This is a genomic window from Pseudomonas acericola (SeqCode) (assembly GCF_053456465.1).
Genome location: NZ_JBRFJB010000002.1, coordinates 1,046,421 through 1,072,717, shown reverse-complemented (window position 1 = coordinate 1,072,717; position 26,297 = coordinate 1,046,421). Strand labels below are relative to the sequence as shown.

The following is a 26,297-nucleotide window of genomic DNA, read 5'->3' as shown; positions in this document are numbered from 1 at the left end:
TCGGCAATCAAGCAGCCTGTTCCCTGAAAAGAATCGCCCTACGACGGGAACAGAGCGGCCTGATCGAATTCGCACAACCATTCAAAGAATAATCACGCGCGCTTCTGGCCGACCTTGAGAGCAATTCCTACGCTCCGCCCCATCGACGCTTGACTCAGTGTGTGCCCTTTTTATGCCCCAACATTGCCTGCGTATTCTGCTGGTGGAGGATCATCCCTTTCAGCTCCTGGCAACCCAGTGCCTGCTCAAGAGCTTCGGCTTCGAGCAACTGACGCTGGCGGAAAATGCCGAACATGCGATTCGCCAGATGACCCGGTCCCGGACGCCTTTCGACCTCATGCTCTGCGACCAGTGCCTGCCGGACCTGCCTGGGCTGGAGCTGGTCGAAATAGCCAGCCGCCGGGGCTTCGTTACCGCCGCCATCTTGCTCAGCGGCCTGTCCCTGCTTGAACTGTCGAAGCTCTATGCCCAGGCACTGCAACGCGGCCTGCCATTATTGGGTTACTTACCCAAACCATTGAATAGGGATGAACTTACCGCGCTGATCAATCAAACTTCTGACCTATAGCCGTAGGACTTTAAACATAAACCCATACGAAACACACAGCACAAAACCAACCTCGGGGCGTTATCCACGCCATTGCCTTCACACAACGCTCGACACACTGACACCCCCAAGCATTAAGTCCTGACAAATCGTAAGCAGCAGCCTTTTTTATTGTAGGAATTTTCTTGTTTTGTATCCAGCGCCACTGAGCTTCATGCTCACAACACACCATCTGAGCTAATGTGCCCGCTTTATTTGCACTTGCATGGAATGGGAATATGAACTCAGTTTTCATTATCGATGACCACCCTGTTATACGGCTGGCGATTCGAATGTTGTTGGAACACGAAGGCTATAAAGTCGTCGGTGAAACAGATAATGGTTGTGATGCGATACAGATGGTTCGCGAATGCCTCCCGGACCTGATCATTCTTGATATCAGTATTCCAAAGCTTGACGGGCTCGAAGTGCTGTGCCGGTTCAACGCCATGAACACTCAGATGAAAACCCTCGTCCTGACGGCCCAGAGCCCCACGCTGTTCGCCACACGTTGCATGCGTTCGGGCGCCGATGGCTACGTGTGCAAGGAGGGCGACCTGAGTGAACTGCTGAGTGCCATCCGTGCGGTCCTGTCAGGCTACAACTACTTCCCTAGCCAGGCATTGAATGCCAGCGGCGTGGACACCAGCTCGCAAGAACTTGAACTGTTCAAGTCGGTTAACGACAGGGAATTAATGGTATTGCAACTTTTTGCACAAGGCCGCACCAACAAAGAAATCGCCAAAGGAATGTTTTTAAGTAACAAAACTGTCAGCACCTATAAAAAGAGGCTCATGCAAAAACTGAAAGCCAAATCCTTGGTAGAACTTATCGAGTTGGCAAAACGAAACGCGCTAGTGTGAGAAAGCGGATGCCCAGGCGTATAAAGGATTATCTGATTGTATTGAGTGCAGGCCTATGCTTGAGCACGGCCGTGTTCGCGGCTCAAACCGAACCACAACATTTCACCTTGTTGAGCCGTGCGGGGTCCCTTCAACTGGACACTCAACTGGACAAGACCCAGCGCCAGTGGCTACAGAACAAACGCGAATTGGTGCTGGGCACCGCGCAACCGGACTACCCGCCCTTCGACCTTACGTCCAGCGGACAGGACTACGAAGGGCTCACCGCTGACTATGCAGGGATTCTCGCCAAGTCACTGGCGATGCCGGTCAAGGTGCTGCGCTATCCCACCCGAGAGGCCTCCATTCAAGCGCTCGAAACCGGTGAAATCGATCTGCTCGGTTCCTCCAATGGCTTTGAGGCTGCCAACCCTCGGCTCACGCTCTCCACGCCGTATGCCGTCGACCAACCGGTATTGGTGACCCGTGAGCGCGAGACCCGCAGCCTCAGCGAGGGCCTGGCGGGGCTGCGCTTGAGCCTGGTTTATCACTACCTGCCACTGGACGAAGTGCAAAAGCTGTACCCCAAAGCAGTCATCCGCGCCTATCCCTCGTATCAGAATGCCTTGAATGCAGTGGCATTCGATCAGGCAGACGTGTTTCTCGGCGACACCATTTCTACCCACTACATGATCAACAAGGGCTACCTGAAAAATATCCGCATGGCCAACTTCGGCAAACACGAGGCCTACGGCTTCAGCTTTGCCCTGCGCCAGGACCAGCAGATGCTCCTGGGTATCGTCAATACGGTGCTGGCGACGGTGCCCAGTAACGAACGGGACCGTATTGCCAAACGCTGGAGCGCCGGCAGCGACATCCTGCTGACTGACCAGAAGCTGCAACTGAGCAGCCGCGAAGAGCGCTGGTTGAGGGAGCATCCAGTGGTCAAGGTGGTGGTGAACGAAACCTTCGCGCCGCTGACCTTCTTTGATGCCGATGGCAATTTTCGCGGCATTACCGCCGACCTGCTGGAGCTGATTCGCCTGCGCACCGGGATGCGTTTCGAGATCGCGCGCGTAAGGGGCGTGAACACGATGATCGAACAGTTGGCGACTGGCAAATCCGACATGATTGGCGCCATCGCGCCGAGCGCCGAGCGGGAAGCCCAACTGAACTTCAGCCGGCCTTACCTGGAAAACTCCTATGTGATGCTGACGCGCAAAGAAGATCAGGTCCCCCCCAGCCTGGAGGCAATGGCGGGCAAGCGCCTGGCATTGACCCAAGGCAGCCCGATCACACGGTTCCTGCGTGAAAACTTCCCCAATATTCAACTTGTAGAAACGAGCGACACCTTCAAATCCGCCGAACTGCTGGTGCAAGGCCATGTAGACGGTGCGGTGAACACCTTGGTGGTTGCCAACTATTTCCTGTCTTCACCGATGTTCCAGGACAAGATCCAGACCAGCTTCAGTATTGGCACGGCGCCGGCCACCTTTGCTCTGGCAACGTCACGCGCAGCGACCGAGCTCAGTTCAATCCTGGACAAGGCTCTGCTGAGCATCGACCCGGATGAACTGGGGGTCATCAACAGCCGGTGGCGAGGCTACACCGCCGCATCCGACAGTTACTGGCGCAACTACCACGACCTGATTGCCCAGATCATCCTCGGTACCGGGCTGTTGCTGTTGATCTCCCTCGCGTGGAACGCCTACATGCGCCGGCAGATCAAGCATCGCAAGATGGCCGAGCGGGCGCTTAACGATCAGTTCGAATTCATGCGGGCGCTGGTCAACGAAACGCCCCACCCCATTTACGTGCGTGACCGCAAGGGGTTGCTGCAGACCTGTAACGACAGCTACCTGCAAGTGTTTGACGTCAAGCGCGAGGACGTGATCGGCAAAAGCGTCATGCAGATCAGCACGGCCCTCGAAACCGAATCCGCTCAATACCATGCCGACTACCAACGCGTGGTGGCACAAGGCAATCCGCAAATTCTCGATCGCCCCCTGCATATCCGTGGAAAAAAACACACGATCTACCATTGGATCCTGCCTTACCGCGATTCCACCGGAGAGGTCCAGGGCATCATCGGTGGCTGGATCGATATCAGCGAACGGCGCCAGCTGTTCGATGAACTGCGCACGGCCAAGGAACGAGCCGACGAGGCCAACCGCGCCAAAAGCACCTTTCTTGCAACCATGAGCCACGAAATCCGTACCCCGATGAATGCGGTGATCGGCATGCTCGAACTGACGCTCAAGCGGGCTGACCAGGGCCATCTGGACCGCCCGGCGATTGAAGTGGCCTACAACTCGGCGAAGGACCTGCTGGAGTTGATCGGCGACATCCTCGACATCGCCCGTATCGAATCCGGCCGCCTGAGCCTCGCCCCGGAGCGCGTCAACCTGAAGGAGGTGATTGAATCGGTGGTGCGTGTGTTCGATGGCCTGGCACGCCAGAAAACCCTCAGCCTGTTGCTTGAATACACCCCTGAACTGGATGACAACGACGTGCTGATCGATCCGTTGCGCTTCAAGCAGGTGTTGTCCAACCTGGTCAGCAATGCCATCAAGTTCACTGAACGTGGTCAGGTGAAGATCCGGGTCGAGGTGCTGGCCACTGATCTGCCGCAGCAGGTCGAGATGAAACTCGTGGTGGAAGACACGGGCATCGGTATCAGCCGGGACGATCAACTTCGCCTGTTCGAACCCTTCGCCCAGGCGGATAACTCAGGGCACCTGGCCCGCAGTGGAGCGGGCCTGGGACTGGTCATCTGCCGCAGCCTGTGCGCAATGATGGGCGGGCAATTGAGCCTGAGCAGCGTGCCCATGGTGGGCACCCAGGTGCATATCAGCTTGAAAATGCCACGCCTGCAACCGCTCCAGGCAGTGGATGAGCTCAAGCCGGCGACGCCCGCTTCCGCTCCAGTGCTTAACGTTCTGGTGGTGGACGACCATCCCGCCAATCGCTTGCTGATGTGCCAGCAACTGGGCTACCTGGGGCACCAGTTCACGGCCGCCCAGCACGGTGCCGCCGGGTTCCAGGCCTGGCGCCAGGAACACTTCGACCTGGTGATCGCCGACTGCAACATGCCCATCATGAACGGCTACGAATTGAGCCGCTCAATCCGCGAGTACGAGCTGCGCGAACAACGACCGCCGTGCATTGTGCTGGGCTTTACCGCCAACGCCCAACCCGAAGAGAAACAGCGCTGCGCCGAAGCGGGCATGAATGACTGCCTGTTCAAACCCATCAGCCTCACGGCGTTGGAACGGCAACTGACACAAATCCGGCCGCAACCCTGCGATGTAAAACTGGACCTTGGCAGCCTGGACGCGCTGACGGGAGGTGACCCGCAACTCAGCCAGCGCCTGCTGGAGGAGCTGCTAAGCAGCAGTCGCCATGACCGCGAGGAACTGGCGGCGCTGTTGGCACGCAAGGCGCCAGCACAGGACATTCTCGAGCAGGCCCACAAGATCAAGGGTGCCGCGCGTATCGTGCAGGCTCGCGATTTGGCCGGGCAATGTGAGGCGTTGGAGCAAGCCTGTGCCCGAGGGGAGCAGCCGCCCGCGATCGAAACGGGGATCAAGGCCTTGGAAAAATGCATGCTTGAGCTGGAGAGAATGTTGCAAACACAACTCAACGAGCTCAATCGTGCCTGACGGCCGATCTTGGGGAGCGAAATTGCTCGCTCCCCAAGGCTAGGATCAGCAGTCGGTCAAACGCAGGAAAATCGCCGCCAACTGTTCGATGCCCGCCTGATCTTGCACCGTGAAGCGCGCCAGCGAAGGGCTGTCGAGGTCGAGGACGCCAATCAATTGGCCATCCTTGACCAGCGGCACCACCAATTCACTGTTGGAGGCGCTGTCACAGGCGATATGCCCAGGGAACGCATGCACGTCTTCTACCCGCTGGGTTTGCCGCGAAGCCGCAGCAGCACCGCACACACCGCGGCCAAACGGAATACGCACACAGGCGATCTGGCCCTGGAACGGCCCAAGCACCAGCTCTTCATTGCGGTTGAGATAGAAGCCGGCCCAGTTCAGGTCGTCCAACTGGTTGAACAGGAATGCGGAAAACTGCGCGCTGTTGGCGATAAAGTCACGCTCGTCGGCGAGCAGCGATTCCAGTTGCGCACACAGCATGGCATAGCCATCAAGGCCGGTGCCGGCTTGTTGTAGATCGATCACGATTGACGCTCCAGCAGTTTGAGGCCCACCCAGTAACGGGCAAATTGATACGCGCAACGGCCGTTGCGATTGCCGCGCCCGGTTGCCCAGCGCACAGCAAGGATGTCGAGGTGTTCATCGCGCTGCCACTGCAAGCCGGCTTTGCCCGCCAGCTCGCCGATCCAGTGCTCCACCACATCCAGGAAGTGTTCCTGGGTGAACGGGTAAAACGACAGCCACAGGCCAAAACGGTCAGACAGGGCAATCTTGTCTTCCACGGCTTCACTTGGGTGCAGCTCGCCGTCCACGCGCTTCCAGTTGTCGTTGTCGCTCTGGTTTTCCGGCACCAGGTGACGACGGTTCGACGTGGCGTACAGCAGCACGTTTTCCGGCGCCTGTTCGAGGGAGCCATCAAGCACGCTCTTGAGCACGCGGTAGTCGCCCTCGCCCGCTTCAAACGACAGGTCATCACAAAACAGAATGAAGCGTTGCGGCAGCTTGAGCAGTTGCTCGACCACGCGTGGCAGGTCGGCCAGGTGGTCGCGTTCGATCTCGATCAAGCGCAGGCCGGCCTTCGCGTGCTGGGCCAGCAAGGCGCGCACCATGGACGACTTGCCGGTGCCACGCGAACCCCACAGCAACGCATGGTTGGCGGGCAAGCCATCGAGAAACTGCTGGGTATTGCGTGCCAGGGTTTCACGCTGCTTGTCGACGCCGATCAGGTCGGACAGGCGCATGTCCAGGCTGACGTCCAGTGGCAACAAGAAGCCGCTGCGACCTTCACGCTGCCAACGGGCAGCCAGGCACTGGTTCCAGTCGATGGCTTGGCGCGGCGCGGGCAACAAGGGTTCCAGGCGGGCGAGCACTGCATCGGCCCGCTCAAGAAAGGCATTCAATCGAGAATCCACGATTATTCCTCTGGCAAGTTCTTGCAAAAGATGGCGTATTGGCAGCCCCGCGGCAGAACACACGAGGCTGCGTAAAAACCGATTAATGCCGGGCAAGCCAGAGCCGGTGGATGTTCAGCTATGCTTGCCGGGCGAAGGGAAACGTGAAGTGGTTCAACACCCAATGGATATCAAGTTCGCCCACCGTTTGTCTTATAAACAAGCCCGATTGACTGTGCTGGTCGGTTTCGTCTTGGGAACCTTGCTCAGTCTGATCCAAATCGGCATTGATTATGCCAGCGAAGACGCATCCATCAACCGTGAAATACGCTCGCTGCTCGAAATCAGCCACAACCCCGCGTCACGTATTGCCTACAACATCGACGCTGAACTGGCGCAGGAACTGACCCTGGGCCTGCTGCATTCTCCGGCAATCATTCACGCCCGGCTGGTCGACAACAACGGCGTGGTACTCGCCGACGTCAGTCGTCCCCGCGCGGAAAGCCCCTACCGGCCCATCAGCGACTTCCTGTTTGGTGCCAACCGCCAGTTTGAAGATCGATTGTTTCTTACGCATATGCCCAACGAATCCCTCGGCGAGCTGCACCTGGATGTCGATACCTACGCGTTTGGCAGCCGCTTCCTGCGCCGCGCCGAGATCACCTTGCTCAATGGCTTTGCCCGCAGCCTGCTGCTGACCGGGATCCTGCTCGGCCTGTTCTACGTGATGCTGACCCAACCCCTGGTACGCATCATTCGAGCGCTGAGCACCAGCAAACAAACCCGCCTGGACTGCCCACCCGGTCACGAAAACGACGAGATCGGCGTGTTGGTGAACGTGGCCAACCAGCAATTCGAAAACATGGAAACCGAAATCCAGCAGCGTCGCCACGCCGAAGACCGCCTCACCGAATACCTGGGTCAACTGGAACATATCGTCTCGGCCCGCACCCTGGAACTCAAGACCAGCAACCAGCGCCTGAGCCAGTCCAATGACGAACTGGAAACCGCGAAGATCAATGCCATCGGCATGGCGCAGGCAAGAGCGGCGTTCCTGGCCAACATGAGCCACGAGATCCGCACGCCACTCAACGGCCTGCTGGGGATGATCGCCCTGTCCCTGGACAGCCCGCTGAACGCCGAGCAGCGCCAGCAGCTGTCCATCGCCCATGATTCGGGCAAAGTGCTGGTGGAATTGCTCAACGATATTCTCGACCTGTCCAAGTTCGATGCCGGCCAGCTTGAACTGGAGTCGATCCCCTTCGACCTCGGTTCATTGGTGGAAGACACCGCGAACCTGCTGTCGCAAAACGCCGCGTCGAGCGTCGAGCTGACTTGCCTGATCGATCCGCTGTTTCCGGCCCAGGTCATCGGCGACCCGACGCGGGTGCGGCAGATTGTCAGCAACTTGCTCTCCAACGCGCTGAAATTCACGCGCTTCGGCCGCGTGGACGTGCGCCTCAGCGCCCACAATGGCCAGGTGAGGATTGAGGTGTGTGACACCGGGATCGGCATTGCGCCAGAAGCACAGCTGAAGATATTCCAGCCGTTTACCCAGGCGGGTGCGGGCATCACCCGGCAATTCGGCGGCACCGGGCTGGGTCTGGCCTTGACCCACAACCTGTGCGAGGCGATGCGCGGTCGCTTGAGCATCAGTTCCGAAGTAGGCTTCGGCAGCCAGTTCTGCGCCGAGCTGCCGCTGCCCACCCACTTGCCCGCCGCCCGCCAGGCACCACTGCAGGGGGAGGTGATCGCCATTACCAGTGCCGGCAGTGGCCTCGCGGAGCTGCTGACCAGCCTGCTGCCCCATTGGGGGCTCACGCCTCATTGCTATCCCCGTGACGCGGACATGAGCGGGCGCAACCCTGACCTGTTGATCACCGACTGCCCCGAATGCCTGTTCCGCCTGCGCCCGACCCTCAACGCGCCGATACTGCTGGTCACCGCCTATGGCAGTTTCATGCCCAGCGAAGAAGTCGCAGCGCTGGCGCCGTTGCAACAACAGGCGCGCCCTTTGAGCCGCAATGCGCTGTACCAGATCCTGCAACGCAACCTGCGCAGCGACGCGCAACCGTTCCTCGACCCGATCCAGATGGACGCCCCACCCCTCACGCACCGGGCGCGCATCCTGCTGGTGGAGGACAACCCGGTCAATCAACTGGTGGCCAAGGGCATGCTCGGCAAGCTGGGCTGCGAAGTGATCGTCGCCGCCCACGGCGGTGAGGCGCTCAAGTGCCTGGAGGAACAGCACTTTGACCTGGTCTTGATGGACTGCAACATGCCGGTCATGGATGGTTACGAGGCCAGCCGGCAGATTCGCCGCAGCGGGCGCTGGCCGGACCTGCCCATCGTGGCCTTGACCGCCAACGCCCTGGCCGAAGAACGCGAGCGCTGCCGGGCGGCGGGGATGAATGACTACCTGGCCAAGCCGTTCCGTCGTGAAGAGCTCAAGGGCCTGCTGGATCTGTGGGTGCCGCGCTCGACAAGCCTCTGATTTGCGCGAGTAGCTGATCAAGACCGTCGCGCAAGGCATCGGCCTGGTTCAGGTCGACACCGCTGTCGCACAACAGGCGGGTTTTCAGGCCGTGGGCTTGATCGCGCAACTGCGCACCCGCCTGGTTCAGACTCAGATGCACTTCGCGCTCGTCCCGCGCACTGCGCTGGCGGCGCACCAGCCCGAGTTGCTCCAGGCGCTTGAGCAGCGGCGTGAGCGTGCCCGAGTCCAGCATCAACCGCTCCCCCAGCGCCCTGACCGTCGGCTGCGCCGGGGATGAGGCGTGCCATTCCCACAGCACCAGCATGGCCAGGTATTGCGGATAGGTCAGGCCGAGTCGATCCAGCATCGGCTTGTAGGCGCGGGTCACCGCCCGTGACGCCGCGTACAGCTTGAAACACAACTGATCGTCGAGGGCCAGGGACACGTTGGGCAAGTCGGTCATTTGAGCAGGGCTTCGATCTCTTGGGTCAGATCTTGCGGCTTGGTGGTCGGGGCGAAACGCTTGACGACCTGGCCGTCGCGACCGATGAGGAACTTGGTGAAGTTCCACTTGATGCCTTTGGAGCCCAGCAGGCCCGGCGCTTGCTTCTTCAGCTGAACAAACAACGGGTGGGCATCGCCGCCATTGACGTCGATTTTCTTGAACAAGGGAAAACTGACACCGAAGTTCAACTCGCAAAACTCGGAAATCGCACCTTCGTTGCCCGGTTCCTGTTTGCCGAACTGGTTGCAGGGAAAGCCCAATACCACCAGGCCCTGGTCCTTGTAGTCCTGCCAGAGTTGCTCCAGGCCCTTGTACTGTGGGGTGAAGCCGCATTTGCTGGCGGTATTGACCACCAGGATGGCCTTGCCGGCGAAATCGGCCAAGGTCTTTTGCTCACCCTTGATGGTGGTGCAAGGGATGCTTAGCAGGTTGTTGCTCATGGCAGTGCCTCACGAAATAGGAAAGAACGGAAAAGATAGCTAGCAATTAAATTGCGTGCAATTTAATTGGTGAAAATGATACCCCTTCATAGATCGTTCCCACGCTCTGCGTGGGAATGATCATTCACAGTTCTAGCGCGGAACGAAGTCCAGGCACACCGAGTTGATGCAATAGCGCAACCCCGTCGGCGGCGGGCCGTCCGGGAACACGTGGCCCAGGTGCGCGTCGCATTTGGCACAGGTGACTTCGGTGCGGATCATGCCGTGGCTGACGTCACGGATCTCGATCATCGCGCTGTCGGCAATCGGCGCGTAGAAGCTCGGCCAGCCGCAACCCGAATCGAATTTGGTGCTGGAATCAAACAACGGCTCATTGCAGCAGATGCAGTGATAAACGCCATCGGTCTTGGTGGCATTGTACTTGCCGCTGAAAGGTCGCTCGGTGCCCTTGAGACGGCACACGTTGTACTGCTCGGGGTCGAGCATCGCCTTCCATTCATCAACGGTTTTCTGCAACTTTTCCATCGGTACACCTCGGCAACTGAAAAACCCTGATCTGTGTCTTTTCCGTAGATCAGGTGGCACGTATGATTGCGCCTCTTCAAAACGCCAGTCTGGCACCCGCGCTACCGGCATTCAAACGTATTTATGGGTGCGGGCCCCGCAGGATTCACAGTACGGTAGTGCCCCTACCTTCTGGATCGTTCATTTTCAGGATCACATCGCCATGCAGGTCAGCAAATCGAACAAGCTCGCCAACGTCTGCTATGACATTCGCGGCCCAGTGCTCAAGCACGCCAAACGCCTGGAAGAGGAAGGCCATCGCATCCTCAAGCTGAACATTGGCAACCCGGCGCCCTTTGGTTTCGAAGCGCCGGACGAAATCCTCCAGGACGTGATCCGCAACCTGCCAACCGCCCAGGGCTACAGCGATTCCAAGGGCCTGTTCAGCGCGCGCAAGGCGGTGATGCAGTACTACCAGCAGAAGCAGGTGGAGGGCGTCGGCATCGAAGACATCTACCTGGGCAATGGCGTGTCCGAGCTGATCGTGATGTCTATGCAGGCCCTGCTCAACAACGGCGACGAAGTGCTGGTGCCGGCGCCGGACTACCCGCTGTGGACCGCCGCCGTGACCCTGGCCGGTGGCCACCCGGTGCACTACCTGTGTGACGAAGGCGCCGACTGGTTCCCGGACCTGGCCGACATCAAGGCCAAGATCACCCCGAACACCAAGGCCCTGGTGATCATCAACCCGAACAACCCGACCGGCGCCGTGTACTCCAAAGAGGTGCTGCTGGGCATGCTGGAACTGGCACGCCAGCACAACCTGGTGGTGTTCTCCGACGAGATCTACGACAAGATCCTCTACGACGACGCCGTGCACGTGTGCACCGCCTCCCTGGCGCCGGACCTGCTGTGCCTGACCTTCAACGGCCTGTCCAAGTCCTACCGCGTGGCGGGCTTCCGCTCCGGCTGGATCGCCATTTCCGGGCCCAAGCACAATGCCCAGAGCTACATCGAAGGCATCGACATGCTGGCCAATATGCGCCTGTGTGCCAACGTGCCAAGCCAGCACGCCATCCAGACGGCCCTTGGCGGCTACCAGAGCATCAACGATCTGGTCCTGCCCCAGGGCCGCCTGCTGGAGCAGCGCAACCGCACCTGGGAGCTGCTCAACGCGATCCCCGGTGTCAGCTGCGTGAAACCCATGGGCGCGTTGTACGCGTTCCCCCGGATCGACCCGAAAGTCTGCCCGATCTTCAACGACGAGAAGTTCGTGCTCGACCTGCTGCTGTCGGAAAAGCTGCTGGTGGTCCAGGGCACCGCATTCAACTGGCCATGGCCGGATCACTTCCGCGTGGTGACCTTGCCGCGTGTGGATGACCTGGACATGGCCATTGGTCGCATCGGCAACTTCCTGAAGTCCTATCGCCAGTAACGACAATGGCGCTGTGCGAGCGACATTCGGTCGTACAGCGAGTATCTGGCAACACTTCTCTGCCCTTTGCCCTCCTTCCCCTGTCACTGCCTGCCAAGGACCGGTAAGCCCCCTATAATTACGGGACGCAAAGGCATGGGCGCGACGATCACGAGGGGTTTTCCAGGTCGGAAAATCCCTTCAAGGCTCTACATTCAGGCTGTAGGACACAGTTTGAAATAGTCGCCCGGTTGAATAGCCCCATGCCGCACCTTATATACCCCGCAGTACGCGACATATTAAGCATGAGGAGAACTCTACAACCATGATGCGCATCCTGCTGTTCTTGGCCACTAACCTGGCGGTCGTGCTGATTGCCAGCATCACCCTGAGCCTTTTCGGCTTCAACGGGTTCATGGCGGCCAACGGGGTTGACCTGAACCTCAATCAGCTGCTGGTTTTCTGTGCGGTCTTTGGTTTTGCCGGTTCGCTGTTCTCGCTGTTCATCTCCAAGTGGATGGCGAAAATGAGCACCAGCACCCAAGTCATCACCCAGCCACGCACCCGGCATGAGCAATGGTTGCTGCAGACCGTCGAGCAATTGTCCCGCGAGGCCGGTATCAAGATGCCTGAGGTCGGGATCTTCCCGGCTTATGAAGCCAACGCCTTCGCCACTGGCTGGAACAAGAACGACGCGCTTGTTGCAGTGAGCCAGGGCATGCTGGAACGCTTCTCGTATGACGAAGTGAAGGCGGTACTGGCCCACGAGATCGGCCACGTGGCCAACGGTGACATGGTCACCCTGGCGCTGGTGCAAGGCGTGGTGAACACCTTCGTGATGTTCTTCGCGCGGATCATCGGCAACTTTGTCGACAAGGTGATCTTCAAGAACGAAGAAGGCCGCGGCATTGCCTACTACGTGGCGACCATCTTCGCTGAGTTGGTACTGGGCTTCCTGGCCAGTGCGATCACCATGTGGTTCTCGCGCAAACGGGAATTCCGGGCAGACGAAGCCGGTGCCCGCCTGGCCGGTACCGGGGCAATGATCGCAGCGCTGCAACACCTGCGCTCCGAACAAGGCCTGCCGGTGCACATGCCGGACAGCCTGACCGCCTTCGGCATCAACGGTGGCATCAAGCAGGGCTTTGCCCGACTGTTCATGAGCCACCCGCCGCTGGAAGAGCGGATCGACGCACTGCGTCGTCGGGGCTGATAGGCCACGGGTGACACAAAAAGGGGCGATCTGATCGCCCCTTTTTTGTGGCTGCTTATATCGTCATCGCAGGCAAGTCGATTCAGCGCTTGAGTAACTGATACACACGCTCTTCAAGCCGCGTGACGCCATCCTGCACAAACTTCCAGCTCTCACCCAGGATGTCCTGCTCTTGCAGCACCTGCAGCGCCCAGTGCTCGCCCAGCAGCAGCTGCACCTCTTCATCCGTCACCGCAAACGGGGGGCCCGCCTTCTGCACTTGCTCGTAGTCCAGGGTGATCAACAAACCCTGGCAGCCTGATGGCAGCCACGTATTCAGATGTTCGGTGTACTTCGCCCGCATCAGCGGCGGCAAGGCAATCAACGCCGCGCGGTCGTAGAGTGCTGTGCAATCCGCCAGCACCTCGGCATCCAAGGCGAAGAAATCGCCGCACCAGATCTCGATCGAATCCGCCTGATACACCTTGAATACGCCCCGCTCGGTGATTCGCGGCGTCAGATTTTGCTCACTGAAAAACGCCTCAACCGCCTGCTCCGACAGCTCCACGCCCAATACCCGCAGACCTTGGCTGGCCAGCCACATCAAGTCCAGGCTCTTGCCACACAACGGCACCAGCACCCTGGTGCCTGCGGCCAACGACGGCCAGTGCCGTTGCAGGTAGGGGTTGACCTCGGGCAAGTGAAAGCCGATCTGATTGCGCGCCCAGCGCTCCTGCCAAAACTTAGGCTCCATGGATCACCCCGAAAATTCGATCAAATAGCGCTAAAACTTATATTAGATTTAGATCAATGATCTGATTGAAGATGGGCCCATATTAACGCTCAGGACCCTTCTTATGCTCCCTAGCCTGTTTATCTCCCATGGTTCGCCCATGCTCGCCCTGCAACCCGGCGCCAGCGGCCCGGCCTTGCAGCGCTTGGCCGCGCAACTGCCACGCCCAAAGGCAATCGTGGTGGTCTCGGCGCATTGGGAAAGCCATGAACTGTTGGTCAGCGGCAGCGCCGCACCCGAAACCTGGCACGACTTCGGCGGCTTCCCGCGTGAATTGTTTGCGGTGCAATACCCGGCACCCGGCGACCCGCAGTTGGCCGGCGAGATTGTCGAGCTGCTGCACAGCGACGGCCTGAATGCGCGCATCGATGAGCGTCGCCCCTTCGACCATGGCACCTGGGTGCCGTTATCACTGATGTACCCGGCGGCCGATATTCCGGTGGTCCAGGTTTCCCTGCCCAGCCGCATGGGCCCTGCCCTGCAGACGCGGGTCGGGCATGCGCTTGCCAGCCTGCGCGGGCAAGGCGTGCTACTGATCGGTTCGGGCAGCATCACCCACAACCTCGGCGAGCTGGACTGGCACGCCGGGCCGGAGAGCATCGAGCCGTGGGCGCGGGATTTTCGTGACTGGGTGGTGGATAAGCTGGCGGCGGATGATGAAAGCGCGCTGCATGATTATCGGCGTCAGGCGCCACATGCCGTGCGCAGTCATCCGAGTGACGAGCACCTGTTGCCGCTGTACTTCGCGCGCGGCGCTGGTGGGGATTTCAGTATCGCGCACCAGGGCTTCACCATGGGTGCCTTGGGGATGGACATCTATCAGTTTGGCTGAATCTCTGTGGGAGCTGGCTTGCCTGCGATGGCGGTGTAACAGTGACCAATGTGCTGACTGAACCACCGCTATCGCAGGCAAGCCAGCTCCCACACTGATTGGGGCTGACCCTAGATTGAGCAGGCAAAAAAAATCCCCGAACCAGTCGGGGATTTTTATGTGCGATCAATCAGCCCGGGGGCGGATCAATCTTCGCGGTAGCGACGCAGCTTCAGCTGCTTACCGGCAACGCGAGTGTCTTTCAGCTTGGCCAGCAGTTTTTCCAGACCGTCTTCCGGCAGCTCCACCAGGGAGAAGCTGTCACGAACCTGGATGCGACCGATGGCTTCACGTGCCAGGCCACCCTCGTTGAGGATAGCGCCCAGCAGGTTCTTGGCAGCAATACCGTCACGCGCGCCCAGCGCGGTACGGCAACGAGCACGGCCTTCAGCCAATGGAACCGGAGCACGACGCTCACGATCACCACGGTCTGGACGGTCGCCAGTACGCTCTGGACGATCACCGCGTGGCGCGTTGTTCGGAACCAGTGGGCGTTCTTTCTCGATGGCAGCCAGGGTCAGGGCTTGACCGTTGGTTGCTTTGCGCAGCAGGGCTGCAGCCAGGGCACGTGGGGTGCAACCGATATCGGCGGTCAGGCGGTCAAGCAGGTCGCCGTGGGTCGATTCAGCGTCAGCTACCAGTGGCGACAGGCTGTTGGTCAGTTTCTTGATGCGCGCATCCAGAACAGCTTGTGCATCCGGCAGGCGGACTTCAGCAACTTTCTGACCGGTTACACGCTCGATCACTTGCAGCATGCGGCGCTCACGTGGAGTCACCAGCAGCAGTGCACGACCTTCGCGACCGGCACGGCCGGTACGGCCGATACGGTGAACGTAGGACTCTGGATCGTAAGGCATGTCAACGTTGAACACGTGGGTGATACGTGGAACGTCGAGGCCACGAGCGGCAACGTCGGTCGCTACAACGATGTCCAGACGGCCATCCTTGAGGGAGTCGATCACACGCTCACGTTGGTTCTGGGCGATGTCACCGTTCAGCGCAGCGGCTTTGTAGCCTTTGGCTTCCAGGGCACTGGCCAGGTCCAGGGTCGCTTGCTTGGTACGTACGAACATGATCAGGGCGTCGAAGTCTTCGACTTCCAGCAGGCTCAATACAGCCGAGGTCTTCTGGTCAGCGTGAACCAACAGGTGAGCCTGTTCGATCGCGGTAACGGTCTGAGTCTTGGTCTGGATCTTGACGTGCTCTGGGTCACGCAGGTGACGTTCGGCAATGGCACGGATCGACTGTGGCAGGGTAGCCGAGAACAGTACGGTCTGACGGGTCGGTGGCAGTGCCTTGAAGATGACTTCCAGGTCATCCATGAAGCCCAGCTTCAACATTTCGTCAGCTTCGTCGAGAACCAGGTGGTTCACGGTCGACAGGACTTTCTCGTCACGACGCAGGTGGTCGCACAGACGGCCCGGCGTGGCGACAACGATCTGTGCGCCATTGCGGATTGCTTTCAGTTGTGGGCCCATAGGCGCGCCGCCGTAAACGGCCACAACGGTTACACCAGGCATTTGCTTGGCGTAGGTTTCGAAAGCGGTTGCTACTTGCAGCGCCAACTCACGGGTTGGCGCCAGGATCAGGGCTTGCGGCTCGCGCTTGGCAGGATCGATGCAGTGCAGGATAGGCAGGGCGAACGCGGCGGTTTTACCGGTACCGGTTTGCGCCTGGCCAATCATGTCTTTGCCGGCCATGATGATCGGGATCGATTGCTGCTGAATCGCCGAAGGTTCTTCGTAGCCAGTCGCGATGACGGCAGCAAGAATGTTCGGGTTAAGATTAAAAGCGGCGAAGCCGCCGGTTTCCTGGGTCATGGGTCTGCCTCTAAGTGCATCCGCAAAGACCCATGCTCCAAAGCTGCGCATGCCGTGTTGAGACTCAAGAGTCGCCCTGGCTGCTTTGTCGGCGGGGATTTGCGAAAACGAATGAAAGAAAAAAGATTCGTCAAGGAAGAGTCCGCTGTGCGGACGTGCAGCCGAAGCTGACTTCGGGGAATTGCGCTACCTAAACGCGGCCCGGTTAAAGGCCGGCGCGCACTATACCGGAAATACCTGAAAAAGGGAGCTTTTTTTATCGCAAAGCGCCGATAAACCGCGCTGCATCACAGTCTTTGCAGATAACGGCCACAGGGTCTATTTTTCAAAGGCCCGGCCCTGCTGGTCATAACGCTTAAACGGTTCACCCAACCCTTCAGGCCCTTCGGTCTGAAACCTCTGCCGCGCCCGAGGGCACCCCCGATGAATCCAGCCAGCAGCAGCCGCGTCAGCCGTGAATTGCAGGGCCATGTCTTGCTGCTGGGCCTGGACCGGGTGACCAAGCGCAACGCTTTCGACCTGGATCTGCTCAATGAGCTGAGCCTGGCGTATGGCGAATTTGATCGAAATGCCGAGGCGCGGGTGGCCGTGGTATTTGCCCACGGCGAGCACTTCACTGCCGGGCTCGACCTGGCGAATGTCAGCAGCGTGATGGCCGGTGGCTGGCAACCGCCGTTGGGCGGCTGCGATCCGTGGGGCGTGTTCGCCGGCCCCAGGGTCAGTAAACCGGTGATCGTGGCGGCCCAGGGCTATTGCCTGACCATCGGCATCGAATTGATGCTGGCGGCGGATATCAACCTGTGCGCGAGCAACACGCGCTTTGCGCAGATGGAAGTGCAGCGTGGGATCTTTCCGTTCGGCGGCGCGACATTGCGCTTTCATCAGATTGCCGGCTGGGGCAATGCGATGCGCTGGCTGCTCACCGGTGATGAGTTCGATGCCCATGAGGCGCTGCGCCTGGGATTGGTGCAGGAGGTGATGGCCAGTGAAGACTTGCTGCCCCGCGCCATCGAGCTGGCCAATCGTATTGCGCGGCAGGCGCCGTTGGGGGTGCAGGCGACGTTGATGTCGGCGCGGTTGGCGCGGATGGAGGGCGAGACCGTGGCGGCCGCCGCACTGCAGCCGATGGTGGATAAACTGCTGAATAGCGAGGATGCCAAGGAAGGTGTGCTGGCGATGGTGGAGAAGCGGCCGGGGGTGTTCAAGGGTATTTAGTCGTCGGCAGTGATGGCCTCTTCGCGAGCAAGCCCGCTCCCACAGGGGGAATGCATTTCAACAGGAGAATGCAGTCCAAATGTGGGAGCGGGCTTGCCCGCGAAGGGGCCCGCTCAGGCAATCAAGTAGCCGGCCGGATAGCCTTGATCAACGCCTGCAACGAATACCCCAGGCGCGGCGCCAAGTCTTCGGCACGCGCCGTCAACGCTTGCATATCCAGCTCCTGATCCAACTCCGAAGGCACCAGCAAGATCACATTGCCCTCCTTCACCGGCAGTTCCCAGTAATGCCGGTGATACAACCCGCGCAGCAACGCCGCACCCAAAGGCTTGCCGTCGTCGGTGGCCCACTGGTTGATCACCAGCCAGCCGCCGGGGTTGAGTTTCTTCTGGCAGTTTTCCAGGAAGGTCCAGGCCAAGTGCCCGACGCCAGGGCCGACATCCGTATACAAGTCGACGAAGATCAGGTCGGCCGGCTCAGCGGTCTCCAGCAATTGCAGGGCATCGCCGATGCGGATGTACAGGCGCGGATCATCGTCCAGCCCCAGGTACTCAATGGCCAGGCGCGGCACGTCCGGGCGCAGCTCGATGGCCTCGACATCTTCCAGTGGCAGGAATTTGAGGCACGCCTGGGTCAGCGTGCCGGCGCCGAGCCCAAGGAACAGCGCGCTCTCCGGCTGCTCATGGCACAACGCACCGATCAGCATCGCGCGGGTGTAGTCGTACTCCAGCCAGCTCGGATCGGCGGTGAACACACAGCTTTGCTCGATGGCATCGCCAAACTCGAGAAAACGGTAATCGGCCACTTCGAGCACACGGATCATGCCGAAGTCATCATGGACTTCGGCCAACAGGCGCTCGACACGCTCCTCGGTCATCACTACTCCTAAAGGGTTTACCGCACGGCAAAGGCGCGATTGTCGGCCAACCGGCGGCAACAGGTCACGCACTAATTGCTGATAACATTGGCGCCCGACCGTCAATCAGCCAATCGAGTTCAAGATGAGCCAACCCTGGAGCCCCGACAGCTGGCGCGCCCTGCCGATCCAGCAACAACCCCAGTACCCGGACGCTGCACACTTGCTGCAAGTGGAGCAGAGCCTGGCCAGCTACCCACCGCTGGTGTTTGCCGGGGAAGCCCGCGAGTTGCGCCGTCAGTTTGCCGAAGTGACCCAGGGTCGCGCTTTCCTGTTGCAAGGTGGCGACTGCGCTGAGAGCTTTGTGGAGTTCTCCGCTGCGAAAATCCGCGACACCTTCAAGGTGCTGTTGCAGATGGCGATCGTGATGACCTTCGCCGCCGGCTGCCCGGTGGTGAAAGTCGGGCGCATGGCCGGCCAGTTCGCCAAGCCGCGTTCGGCCAACGATGAAACCATCGACGGCATCACCCTGCCCGCCTACCGTGGCGACATCGTCAACGGCATCGGCTTCGATGAAAAAAGCCGCGTGCCGGACCCGGACCGCCTGCTGCAGTCCTACCACCAGTCCACCGCCACCCTCAACTTGCTGCGGGCCTTTGCCCAGGGCGGTTTTGCCGACCTGCACCAGGTGCACAAGTGGAACCTGGACTTCATCGCCAACTCCGCCCTGGCCGAGAAGTACAGCCAACTGGCCGACCGCATCGATGAAACCCTGGCCTTTATGCGCGCCTGTGGCATGGACAGCTCGCCGCAACTGCGCGAAACCAGCTTCTTCACCGCCCACGAAGCGCTGCTGCTGAACTACGAGCAAGCCTTCGTACGCCGCGACAGCCTGACCAACGACTACTACGATTGCTCGGCGCACATGCTGTGGATCGGCGACCGCACCCGCCAGTTGGACGGCGCCCACGTCGAATTCCTGCGCGGCGTGAACAACCCGATCGGGGTCAAGGTCGGCCCAAGCATGAACCCCGACGACCTGATCCGCCTGATCGATATCCTCAACCCGGACAACGACCCCGGCCGCCTCAACCTGATCGCGCGCATGGGCGCCGGCAAGGTCGGCGACCACCTGCCCAACCTCATCCGCGCCGTACAGCGCGAGGGCAAGCAGGTGCTGTGGAGTTCCGACCCGATGCACGGCAACACCATCAAGGCCAGCAGCGGCTACAAGACCCGAGACTTTGCGCAGATCCTTGGCGAAGTGAAGGAGTTCTTCCAGGTGCATCAGGCTGAAGGCAGCTATGCCGGCGGGATTCATATCGAGATGACCGGGCAGAACGTCACCGAGTGCATCGGCGGCGCGCGGCCGATTACCGAGGATGGATTGTCGGACCGTTATCACACCCACTGTGATCCGCGGATGAATGCGGACCAGTCGTTGGAGTTGGCGTTTTTGATTGCCGAGACCTTGAAGCAGGTCAAGCGCTGAGATTCAGGTTGCCTGCACTGACGCCTTCGCGGCGGTGCGACGGTTCGACAAGCCCGCTCCCACATTGGAATGCATTGTTCCTGCTGAAATGCATTCCCCTGTGGGAGCCGGGCTTGCCCGCGATAGGGCCCTAGAGGCCGACACCTATACTGACCATTGCCACCCTCAACCGCACCGCACTCGCCCGCTGGCAATTCAACTGCACCCGCGCCAACCCCAACCAATCCGCCATCTGCCGCAAATTCAGCGCCAACGCCACCATCCCCTCCTCATCCAGCCCCGGCTCTTCTTCATGCACCGCATGTACCGCAAGGCAGCCATTGGCGCGCTCAGCCCGCAGATCAACACGCGCGGCGATCCGTTCGTTGTGCAAAAACGGCAGTACGTAGTAGCCGTACACCCGCTTCTCCTGCGGGGTGTAGATCTCCAGCCGATAACGGAAATCGAACAGCCGCTCCGTGCGACTGCGCTCCCAGACCAACGAATCGAACGGTGACAGCAATGCACTGGCCGGCACTTTGCGCGGCACTGTCGGTGCCGGCAGGCAGTACGCCGCATGCTTCCAGCCTTGCACCTGGCAGGCCAGCAGTTGGCCGTCTTCCACCAATTCCGCGAGACGATTGCGACTGTCGGCGGGGTCCAGGCGAAAGTAATCGCGCAGGTCCTTTTCCGTGGCCACGCCCAAGGCGGTGGCGCTGTGCAGCAACAGACCACGTAGCGCTTCGGCTTCGCCTACGCGGGCTTGCAGGAACTCGCTCGGGATTACCCGCTCCGGCAGGTCATAGAGGCGCTCAAACCCGCGCCGCCCCGCCACGGTGACCAGCCCGGCGGCGAACAGCCATTCCAGCGCGTGCTTTTCGTCACTCCAGTCCCACCACGGCCCGGCGCGTTCTTCACGGGTAGACAAACTGCCCGCACCCACGGCGCCCTGTTGTTCGACAGTGCTCAGCACGCGCTGGATAATCGCCTGCTGCTCGCGCCCGAATCGTGCCATCTGCGCGTAAATCCCCTGCCCTTGCCGTGCCCGTTCCATGCGCCAGCGCATCAACGGATACAACGCCATCGGCAGCAACGAGGCCTCATGCCCCCAGTATTCAAACAGCGAGCGCCGCTGCCCCTGGCTCCAGGCGGCCTGTTCGAGGATCTGCGCAGAATAGGTGCCCAAGCGGGAAAACAGCGGCAGGTAGTGCGAGCGCACCACGGCGTTGACTGAATCGATCTGCAACACACCCAGGCGTTCGATCACCCGATTGAGGTGCGCAGCCTTGATCTGTGCCGGCGCCTGGCGCCCGGAAAAACCCTGGGCCGCCAGCGCCATTCGGCGCGCTTGCTTAAGTGAAAAAGACAGGTCGGCAGGCATGGGACTCTCCGTGTGGGCGCGCCAACCACCCTACTGCATCCGCACTCATTTTCGCAGCGGATCTTGCCACGCATGCAGGCGACGCTCGCGCTCCACATCCGCACGGCGCAGCCCGATGTCCTTGAGCGCGTCATCGCTCAAACCTGCCAAAACCTGGCGCTCCTGCCAGCGGGCCAGTGCATTCAGCACGCCACTAAATGGCCGCTTCGCCAGCAATACAAAACCTTTTTGACCTTTCATCTTCTCGCCCTCCCTTGGGGATGGCGCAAGTGTGTAACCCAGCTTAAGATCAATCCAACGAATGTTTCTTATGCAATACATCTCAGAGATTGATGATTTGTCAGCCTACCCCAGCATCGACACCGAAGTACTGCGCACCTTCGTCGCCATCGCCGACCAGGGCGGTTTTACCCGCGCCGGCGAACAGGTCAACCGCACCCAGTCGGCGGTGAGCATGCAGATGAAACGCCTGGAAGAGGACGTGCTACAGCGCAAGCTGTTCGAACGCGACGGCCGCCAGGTGCGCCTGACCCCCGAGGGCCAAGTGTTGCTGGGCTATGCGCGACGCATCCTGAAACTGCACAGCGAGGTGTTCAACACCCTGCGCGAGCCACATATGGTCGGGCTGGTGCGCATCGGCACGCCGGACGACTACGTGATGCGCTTCCTGCCGGGGATTCTCAAGCAGTTCTCCAAGGCCTACCCGCTGATCCAGATTGAGCTGCACTGCGAGTCGTCAACGGTGCTGATGCAGCGCCGCGACCTGGCCTTGACCGTGATCAGCCGCGAACCCACCAAGGAAGTAGGCGAATTGCTGCGCACCGAACGCATGGTGTGGGCGGCGGCGCCGTGTTTCTGCGTAGATGAACATGCGGCCTTGCCGCTGGCGATTTCCGGCCCGGACTGCCTCTACACCCAGTGGGCCTGCTCGGCACTGGATGCCATCGGCCGCGACTATCGCCTGGCGTATCACAGCTCCAATGTCGCGGCGATCCAGGCGGTGGTCAACGCCGGCCTGGCGGTGATGGTCAGCATGGAAAGCCTGGTGACCGAAGACTTGCGCGTGCTGGGAAGCGAGCAGGGGTTCCCGTCGCTGCCGTCGATGAACCTGCACTTGCTGCGCAACCCGCTGATGGCCTCGCCCATTACCGCATGCCTGGCCGATTACATCATCGAAGGCTTCAGACTTTAAAGGTCAGCATCACCGCGCATACGATCAGGAATCCGCAAAACAGCCCGCGCAATACCCGCTCCGGCAAGGCATGGGCGACTTTCACCCCCCAACTGATACTGAGCAAGCCACCGACCGCCAAGGGCACGCCGATCACCCAATCCACTTCGTGGTGCCAGGCGTACGTCACCAGGGTCACGCCGGTGCTGGGCAATGCCAGGGCCAGGGACAGGCCTTGGGCGACCACCTGGGTGGTGCCGAACAAGCTGGTCAGCACCGGCGTCGCAACCACCGCCCCACCGACACCAAACAAACCGCCCATGGAACCGGACGCCGCGCCCAGCACACCGAGCCATGGCCAGGAGTAGCGCATCTCAACCGTCGGCGGCGCATTGCGTGTGAACATGCGCAACAGGTTGTAGGCCGACAGCGCCACAAGGAAGGCGATAAAACCGATACGCATCGCCCCCGCATCCAGGCCCACCGCCCAGATCGAACCCAGCCACGCAAAGCAAAACCCCATGATGCCCAACGGCAGGGCATGGCGCAGTTGAATACGGTTGCGCTGGTGGTAGCGCCACAGCGCGAGCATCACGTTCGGCACCACCATCACCAAGGCGGTGCCTTGCGCGATCTGCTGGTCCAGGCCGAAAAACACCCCCAGCACCGGGATGGCAATCAGCCCGCCGCCGATGCCGAACAAACCACCCAGCGTGCCCAAGACCCCGCCCAATACCAGGTACAACGCTAAATCCAACACAGCTGGCCACTCCACAATCCCAAGGCCTGCATGCTACGCAGTCCGCTCTAGCACGGAAACGCACAGCAACGCACAATGGCTGTGCCGATCTCGCATAAGCACCTGCCATGAACCCGAATACCTTGACCGACCAATTGAGCCTGTTTCTCGATGTACTGGAAACCGGCAGCTTTTCCGCCGCCGCACGCCGTCATCCCCTGACGCCCTCGGCGGTCGCGCGGCGTATCGACAGCCTGGAAAATTCCGTGGGCAGCCGCTTGTTTCAGCGCAGCACCCACGCCGTGGTGCCAACCCCGGCGGGCCTGGCGTTTGCCGAGCGGGCGCGGCGGATTGTCAGTGAGTTGCAGTTGGCGCGGGCCGAAGCGGTGTCCCTGAGCCATGCGCCGGAAGGCTTGATTCGGGTAGATGCGCCAGCCGCGTTTGGGCGGCGGCATTTGGCGCCGGTGATCGCTGACTTCCTCAATGTGTACCCAGGGCTGGATGTGCACCTGCATCTGATCGACAGCTTTGTGGATATGCAGGGCGCGCACCTGGGCAAGGTTGACCTGGTGCTGCGCGCCGGGCATATCGTCGACACGCGGCTGATTGCCACGCCGCTGGCGAGTATCGTGCGCATCGCCTGCGCCAGCCCGGCCTACTTGAAAAGCCGCGGTACGCCGCGCCATCCGCGCGAACTCAGTGACCACGACGGACTCGACTGGGATGGGCTGGCGCCGATGTTCGCCTGGCGTTTCGAACTGGACGGGCGCCGCGCCACCTACCGCCCGCAGCGCATCCGCATGAGCGCCAACAACGCCGAGGCCCTGCTCTCCGGCGCCTTGGCCGGCCTGGGCATCGCCCATCTGCCGACGTGGCTGGCCAGCGAATACCTGGTGCGCGGCGAACTGGTGCCGCTGTTTTGCGAAGACGGCCTGCCGAGCCCGGAGACCACCGGGATCTACGCACTGCGCCTGGAACAACAGCCCAACGCCCGCAGCCGGTTGTTGCTGGAATACCTGAAAACCCGTTTCAGCCCGGTACCGCCGTGGGATCTGGCGTTGCAGAGCGGTTTGGTCTGACTGCGCGGCCAGAATTATCTGGCGCATTAAACATTTGCCCGCTAGATTCCAGCCTATAGACGCTTTTCCGAGGTACCCCCATGAGCAAAAATCCCGCCCCGTGCGAATCCCTGATGCTAGATAACCAGCTGTGCTTCGCCCTGCACTCCACGTCGCTGCTGATGACCAAGGTCTACAAGCCGCTGCTGCAAGCCCTTGGCCTGACCTATCCGCAATACCTGGCCATGATGGTCCTGTGGGAAGAAGATGGTTTGACCGTCGGCGAAATCAGCAACCGTTTGCTGACGGACCCGGGCTCACTCACCCCGCTGCTCAAGCGCCTGGAAGCTGAGGGGCTGCTGAGCCGCACCCGCAGCCGTGAGGATGAGCGTGTGGTGGTGGTGGAATTAACCGACGCCGGGCGCGCCTTGCAGGAGAAAGCCATGGGCATTCCGCAGTGCATCCTTGGTGCCAGCGGCCTGGCGTTGGAGCAGTTGCGCAAGTTGCAGGAAGACCTGATCGCGTTGCGCAGCAACCTGCAAGCCAGCGTCTGACACCGTAGACCAGCCACCCAATACCTGAAGTGTGGAAACAATCAATGTGGGAGCGGGCTTGCCCGCGATAGCGGTAGATCAGTCAAAAGCCTATCGACTGACATACCGCTATCGCAGCGATGCGGCGACCCGACAAGCCAGCTCCCACATTTGATTTTGTGGTGTGGCAAAAAAATCTCGCAGGAAATAATTTATAAATTTATCTTGCGCGCAAAACATTAGCGCTATACATTCACCTCACCAACTACTTAGCGCGCAAACATTTAGCGCTACACACCCAAGAGGACGACACCATGCAAACTCTCTATACCGCAGTAGCCACCGCCACCGGCGGCCGTGATGGTCGTGCGGTTTCCAGCGACAACATCCTCGACGTCAAACTCTCCACTCCCAAGGAATTGGGCGGCGCCGGTGGCCAGGCCACCAACCCTGAGCAACTGTTCGCCGCCGGCTATTCGGCCTGCTTTATCGGCGCGCTGAAATTCGTCGCCAGCCAGACCAAACGCAAGATCCCGGATGACGCTTCGATCACTGCCCACGTCGGCATCGGTCAAATCCCCGGTGGTTTTGGCTTGGACATCGACCTGCACATCAGCCTGCCGGGCCTGGAGCAGGATGACGCACAAAGCCTGGTCGACGCGGCCCACCAGGTGTGCCCGTACTCCAACGCCACACGCGGCAATGTGGATGTGCGCCTGCACGTCACGGTCTGATAAACAGACGCCCATAAAAAAACCCGACGCTAGTCGGGTTTTTTTCGTATCGGCGGGGCCAGAATTACTTCTTGGCGCGACCTTTGTACGAACCACCTTCACGGGTGTCGATCTCGATCATGTCGCCGATTTCGATGAAATCTGCAACAGCCAGCTCGGTACCGTTTTTCAGTTTGGCAGGCTTCATCACCTTGCCCGAAGTGTCGCCGCGAGCGGAACCTTCGGTGTAGTCAACCTGACGCACGATGGTGGTCGGCAGTTCTACGGAAACCAGACGGTCTTCGAAGAAGATAGCTTCGCAGACGTCTTCCATGCCTTCTTCCACGAACGGCAGAACGGCTTCGATGTCTTCAGCGTTCAGCTCGTACATGGTGTAGTCGGAAGTGTCCATGAACGTGTAGGTGTCGCCGCTGATGAAGGACAGGGTCGCTTCTTTGCGGTCGAGGATCACGTCGTCCAGTTTGTCGTCGGCGCTGTAGACGATCTCGGTCTTGTAACCGGTCAGCAGGTTCTTCAGCTTGGTCTTCATGATTGCGCTGTTACGACCAGACTTGGTGAACTCAGCTTTCTGAACCAGCCAAGGGTCGTTTTCGAGACGGATCACTGTACCGGGTTTCAGTTCTTTACCAGTTTTCATTGC

General features: G+C 60.3%; 25 protein-coding genes. 13 read left to right on the top strand and 12 right to left on the bottom strand.

What is annotated here, in order from left to right:
- Positions 1-172: 172 nt before the first annotated feature.
- The 3 genes from ACU688_RS11090 (at position 173) to ACU688_RS11080 (ending at position 5,090) form a co-directional block, all read left to right on the top strand.
- Positions 173-568, top strand: a complete 396-nt coding sequence (locus ACU688_RS11090; RefSeq protein WP_448184729.1) for a response regulator — start codon at positions 173-175, stop codon at positions 566-568.
- 257 nt (positions 569-825) lie between these two features.
- The gene (locus ACU688_RS11085; RefSeq protein ID WP_448184728.1) at positions 826-1,449 is read left to right on the top strand and encodes a response regulator; all 624 of its coding nucleotides are present in this window, start codon (positions 826-828) and stop codon (positions 1,447-1,449) included.
- An 8-nt stretch (positions 1,450-1,457) separates the two neighbouring features.
- The gene (locus tag ACU688_RS11080) at positions 1,458-5,090 is read left to right on the top strand and encodes a transporter substrate-binding domain-containing protein (RefSeq protein WP_448184727.1); all 3,633 of its coding nucleotides are present in this window, start codon (positions 1,458-1,460) and stop codon (positions 5,088-5,090) included.
- 45 nt (positions 5,091-5,135) lie between these two features.
- Here the strand turns inward: ACU688_RS11080 and ACU688_RS11075 are convergent, their stop codons facing one another.
- Both ACU688_RS11075 and ACU688_RS11070 read right to left on the bottom strand, forming a co-directional pair.
- A complete protein-coding gene (locus ACU688_RS11075) occupies positions 5,136-5,618 on the bottom strand; it encodes a GAF domain-containing protein (RefSeq protein ID WP_448184726.1) in 483 nt (160 codons plus the stop codon).
- Positions 5,615-6,505, bottom strand: coding sequence for an ATP-binding protein (locus ACU688_RS11070; RefSeq protein ID WP_448184725.1), 891 nt, complete (start codon positions 6,503-6,505; stop codon positions 5,615-5,617). The genes ACU688_RS11075 and ACU688_RS11070 overlap by 4 nt, the downstream gene beginning before the upstream one ends.
- A 163-nt stretch (positions 6,506-6,668) precedes the next feature.
- Here ACU688_RS11070 and ACU688_RS11065 point away from each other — a divergent pair, with 163 nt between their 5' ends.
- Positions 6,669-8,978, top strand: a complete 2,310-nt coding sequence (locus ACU688_RS11065; protein ID WP_448184724.1) for a hybrid sensor histidine kinase/response regulator — start codon at positions 6,669-6,671, stop codon at positions 8,976-8,978.
- Here the strand turns inward: ACU688_RS11065 and ACU688_RS11060 are convergent.
- The 3 genes from ACU688_RS11060 to msrB all read right to left on the bottom strand — a co-directional run bounded on the left by ACU688_RS11060 (position 8,932) and on the right by msrB (position 10,430).
- Positions 8,932-9,423, bottom strand: coding sequence for a MarR family winged helix-turn-helix transcriptional regulator (locus ACU688_RS11060; RefSeq protein WP_448184723.1), 492 nt, complete (start codon positions 9,421-9,423; stop codon positions 8,932-8,934). The two genes, ACU688_RS11065 and ACU688_RS11060, sit on opposite strands and share 47 nt — an antisense overlap.
- Entirely contained in the window at positions 9,420-9,905 is a 486-nt protein-coding gene (locus tag ACU688_RS11055; RefSeq protein WP_448184722.1) for a glutathione peroxidase, read from the bottom strand. Before ACU688_RS11055 ends, ACU688_RS11060 begins: the two co-directional genes overlap by 4 nt.
- A 132-nt stretch (positions 9,906-10,037) precedes the next feature.
- A complete protein-coding gene (msrB, locus tag ACU688_RS11050; protein ID WP_305433129.1) occupies positions 10,038-10,430 on the bottom strand; it encodes a peptide-methionine (R)-S-oxide reductase MsrB in 393 nt (130 codons plus the stop codon).
- A 202-nt stretch (positions 10,431-10,632) separates the two neighbouring features.
- Here msrB and ACU688_RS11045 point away from each other — a divergent pair, with 202 nt between their 5' ends.
- Positions 10,633-11,844 (top strand): pyridoxal phosphate-dependent aminotransferase, encoded by a 1,212-nt coding sequence (locus tag ACU688_RS11045; RefSeq protein WP_017734399.1) that lies wholly within the window; start codon positions 10,633-10,635, stop codon positions 11,842-11,844.
- 304 nt (positions 11,845-12,148) lie between these two features.
- Complete coding sequence (gene htpX, locus ACU688_RS11040; protein WP_124525376.1) at positions 12,149-13,036, top strand: protease HtpX; 888 nt, start codon at positions 12,149-12,151, stop codon at positions 13,034-13,036.
- A gap of 82 nt (positions 13,037-13,118) precedes the next feature.
- Here the strand turns inward: htpX and ACU688_RS11035 are convergent, their stop codons facing one another.
- Entirely contained in the window at positions 13,119-13,769 is a 651-nt protein-coding gene (locus ACU688_RS11035; protein ID WP_448184721.1) for a thiopurine S-methyltransferase, read from the bottom strand.
- 103 nt (positions 13,770-13,872) lie between these two features.
- Here ACU688_RS11035 and ACU688_RS11030 point away from each other — a divergent pair, with 103 nt between their 5' ends.
- A complete protein-coding gene (locus ACU688_RS11030; RefSeq protein ID WP_448184720.1) occupies positions 13,873-14,640 on the top strand; it encodes a DODA-type extradiol aromatic ring-opening family dioxygenase in 768 nt (255 codons plus the stop codon).
- Positions 14,641-14,825: 185 nt separating this feature from the next.
- Here ACU688_RS11030 and ACU688_RS11025 read toward each other — a convergent pair whose 3' ends face one another.
- Positions 14,826-16,499: a DEAD/DEAH box helicase gene (locus tag ACU688_RS11025; protein ID WP_017734403.1), complete on the bottom strand. Its 1,674-nt coding sequence runs from the start codon at positions 16,497-16,499 to the stop codon at positions 14,826-14,828.
- Between the two features lie 423 nt (positions 16,500-16,922).
- On the opposite strand from ACU688_RS11025, the gene ACU688_RS11020 reads away from it, so the two are divergent.
- Entirely contained in the window at positions 16,923-17,714 is a 792-nt protein-coding gene (locus tag ACU688_RS11020) for a crotonase/enoyl-CoA hydratase family protein (RefSeq protein ID WP_448184719.1), read from the top strand.
- Between the two features lie 121 nt (positions 17,715-17,835).
- On the opposite strand, the gene ACU688_RS11015 is transcribed toward ACU688_RS11020, so the two are convergent.
- Positions 17,836-18,591, bottom strand: a complete 756-nt coding sequence (locus ACU688_RS11015; RefSeq protein ID WP_448184718.1) for a spermidine synthase — start codon at positions 18,589-18,591, stop codon at positions 17,836-17,838.
- A gap of 124 nt (positions 18,592-18,715) precedes the next feature.
- On the opposite strand from ACU688_RS11015, the gene ACU688_RS11010 reads away from it, so the two are divergent.
- A complete protein-coding gene (locus ACU688_RS11010; RefSeq protein WP_124527722.1) occupies positions 18,716-20,062 on the top strand; it encodes a class II 3-deoxy-7-phosphoheptulonate synthase in 1,347 nt (448 codons plus the stop codon).
- A gap of 130 nt (positions 20,063-20,192) precedes the next feature.
- Here ACU688_RS11010 and ACU688_RS11005 read toward each other — a convergent pair whose 3' ends face one another.
- Positions 20,193-21,422 carry a winged helix-turn-helix domain-containing protein gene (locus ACU688_RS11005; RefSeq protein WP_448184717.1) on the bottom strand — a complete coding sequence of 410 codons (1,230 nt, stop codon included), beginning with the start codon at positions 21,420-21,422 and terminating at the stop codon, positions 20,193-20,195.
- 45 nt (positions 21,423-21,467) lie between these two features.
- Entirely contained in the window at positions 21,468-21,662 is a 195-nt protein-coding gene (locus tag ACU688_RS11000) for a DUF1127 domain-containing protein (protein WP_448184716.1), read from the bottom strand.
- 70 nt (positions 21,663-21,732) lie between these two features.
- Here ACU688_RS11000 and ACU688_RS10995 point away from each other — a divergent pair, with 70 nt between their 5' ends.
- Entirely contained in the window at positions 21,733-22,614 is an 882-nt protein-coding gene (locus tag ACU688_RS10995; RefSeq protein WP_448184715.1) for a LysR family transcriptional regulator, read from the top strand.
- On the opposite strand, the gene ACU688_RS10990 is transcribed toward ACU688_RS10995, so the two are convergent.
- Positions 22,604-23,353, bottom strand: coding sequence for a sulfite exporter TauE/SafE family protein (locus ACU688_RS10990; RefSeq protein WP_448184714.1), 750 nt, complete (start codon positions 23,351-23,353; stop codon positions 22,604-22,606). The two genes, ACU688_RS10995 and ACU688_RS10990, sit on opposite strands and share 11 nt — an antisense overlap.
- A gap of 107 nt (positions 23,354-23,460) precedes the next feature.
- Here ACU688_RS10990 and ACU688_RS10985 point away from each other — a divergent pair, with 107 nt between their 5' ends.
- From ACU688_RS10985 to ACU688_RS10975, 3 genes are all read left to right on the top strand, one after another.
- A complete protein-coding gene (locus ACU688_RS10985) occupies positions 23,461-24,411 on the top strand; it encodes a LysR family transcriptional regulator (protein ID WP_448184713.1) in 951 nt (316 codons plus the stop codon).
- 80 nt (positions 24,412-24,491) lie between these two features.
- Entirely contained in the window at positions 24,492-24,944 is a 453-nt protein-coding gene (locus tag ACU688_RS10980) for a MarR family winged helix-turn-helix transcriptional regulator (protein WP_448184712.1), read from the top strand.
- A gap of 293 nt (positions 24,945-25,237) precedes the next feature.
- Positions 25,238-25,657 (top strand): organic hydroperoxide resistance protein, encoded by a 420-nt coding sequence (locus tag ACU688_RS10975; RefSeq protein WP_448184711.1) that lies wholly within the window; start codon positions 25,238-25,240, stop codon positions 25,655-25,657.
- Positions 25,658-25,721: 64 nt separating this feature from the next.
- Here the strand turns inward: ACU688_RS10975 and ACU688_RS10970 are convergent, their stop codons facing one another.
- The gene (locus ACU688_RS10970) at positions 25,722-26,294 is read right to left on the bottom strand and encodes an elongation factor P (protein WP_064451538.1); all 573 of its coding nucleotides are present in this window, start codon (positions 26,292-26,294) and stop codon (positions 25,722-25,724) included.
- Positions 26,295-26,297 lie beyond the last annotated feature (3 nt).

Coding starts and splice junctions, on each gene's coding strand:
- htpX (WP_124525376.1), top strand. CDS start 12,149: ATGATGCGCATCCTGCTGTTCTTGGCCACTAACCTGGCGGTCGTGCTG.
- ACU688_RS10980 (WP_448184712.1), top strand. CDS start 24,492: ATGAGCAAAAATCCCGCCCCGTGCGAATCCCTGATGCTAGATAACCAG.
- ACU688_RS10975 (WP_448184711.1), top strand. CDS start 25,238: ATGCAAACTCTCTATACCGCAGTAGCCACCGCCACCGGCGGCCGTGAT.
- ACU688_RS11010 (WP_124527722.1), top strand. CDS start 18,716: ATGAGCCAACCCTGGAGCCCCGACAGCTGGCGCGCCCTGCCGATCCAG.
- ACU688_RS11080 (WP_448184727.1), top strand. CDS start 1,458: ATGCCCAGGCGTATAAAGGATTATCTGATTGTATTGAGTGCAGGCCTA.
- ACU688_RS11055 (WP_448184722.1), bottom strand. CDS start 9,905: ATGAGCAACAACCTGCTAAGCATCCCTTGCACCACCATCAAGGGTGAG.
- ACU688_RS10995 (WP_448184715.1), top strand. CDS start 21,733: ATGCAATACATCTCAGAGATTGATGATTTGTCAGCCTACCCCAGCATC.
- ACU688_RS11045 (WP_017734399.1), top strand. CDS start 10,633: ATGCAGGTCAGCAAATCGAACAAGCTCGCCAACGTCTGCTATGACATT.
- ACU688_RS11035 (WP_448184721.1), bottom strand. CDS start 13,769: ATGGAGCCTAAGTTTTGGCAGGAGCGCTGGGCGCGCAATCAGATCGGC.
- ACU688_RS10985 (WP_448184713.1), top strand. CDS start 23,461: ATGAACCCGAATACCTTGACCGACCAATTGAGCCTGTTTCTCGATGTA.
- ACU688_RS11065 (WP_448184724.1), top strand. CDS start 6,669: ATGGATATCAAGTTCGCCCACCGTTTGTCTTATAAACAAGCCCGATTG.
- ACU688_RS11020 (WP_448184719.1), top strand. CDS start 16,923: ATGAATCCAGCCAGCAGCAGCCGCGTCAGCCGTGAATTGCAGGGCCAT.
- ACU688_RS11025 (WP_017734403.1), bottom strand. CDS start 16,499: ATGACCCAGGAAACCGGCGGCTTCGCCGCTTTTAATCTTAACCCGAAC.
- ACU688_RS11000 (WP_448184716.1), bottom strand. CDS start 21,662: ATGAAAGGTCAAAAAGGTTTTGTATTGCTGGCGAAGCGGCCATTTAGT.
- ACU688_RS11090 (WP_448184729.1), top strand. CDS start 173: ATGCCCCAACATTGCCTGCGTATTCTGCTGGTGGAGGATCATCCCTTT.
- msrB (WP_305433129.1), bottom strand. CDS start 10,430: ATGGAAAAGTTGCAGAAAACCGTTGATGAATGGAAGGCGATGCTCGAC.
- ACU688_RS10970 (WP_064451538.1), bottom strand. CDS start 26,294: ATGAAAACTGGTAAAGAACTGAAACCCGGTACAGTGATCCGTCTCGAA.
- ACU688_RS11015 (WP_448184718.1), bottom strand. CDS start 18,591: ATGACCGAGGAGCGTGTCGAGCGCCTGTTGGCCGAAGTCCATGATGAC.
- ACU688_RS11030 (WP_448184720.1), top strand. CDS start 13,873: ATGCTCCCTAGCCTGTTTATCTCCCATGGTTCGCCCATGCTCGCCCTG.
- ACU688_RS11085 (WP_448184728.1), top strand. CDS start 826: ATGAACTCAGTTTTCATTATCGATGACCACCCTGTTATACGGCTGGCG.
- ACU688_RS11060 (WP_448184723.1), bottom strand. CDS start 9,423: ATGACCGACTTGCCCAACGTGTCCCTGGCCCTCGACGATCAGTTGTGT.
- ACU688_RS11005 (WP_448184717.1), bottom strand. CDS start 21,422: ATGCCTGCCGACCTGTCTTTTTCACTTAAGCAAGCGCGCCGAATGGCG.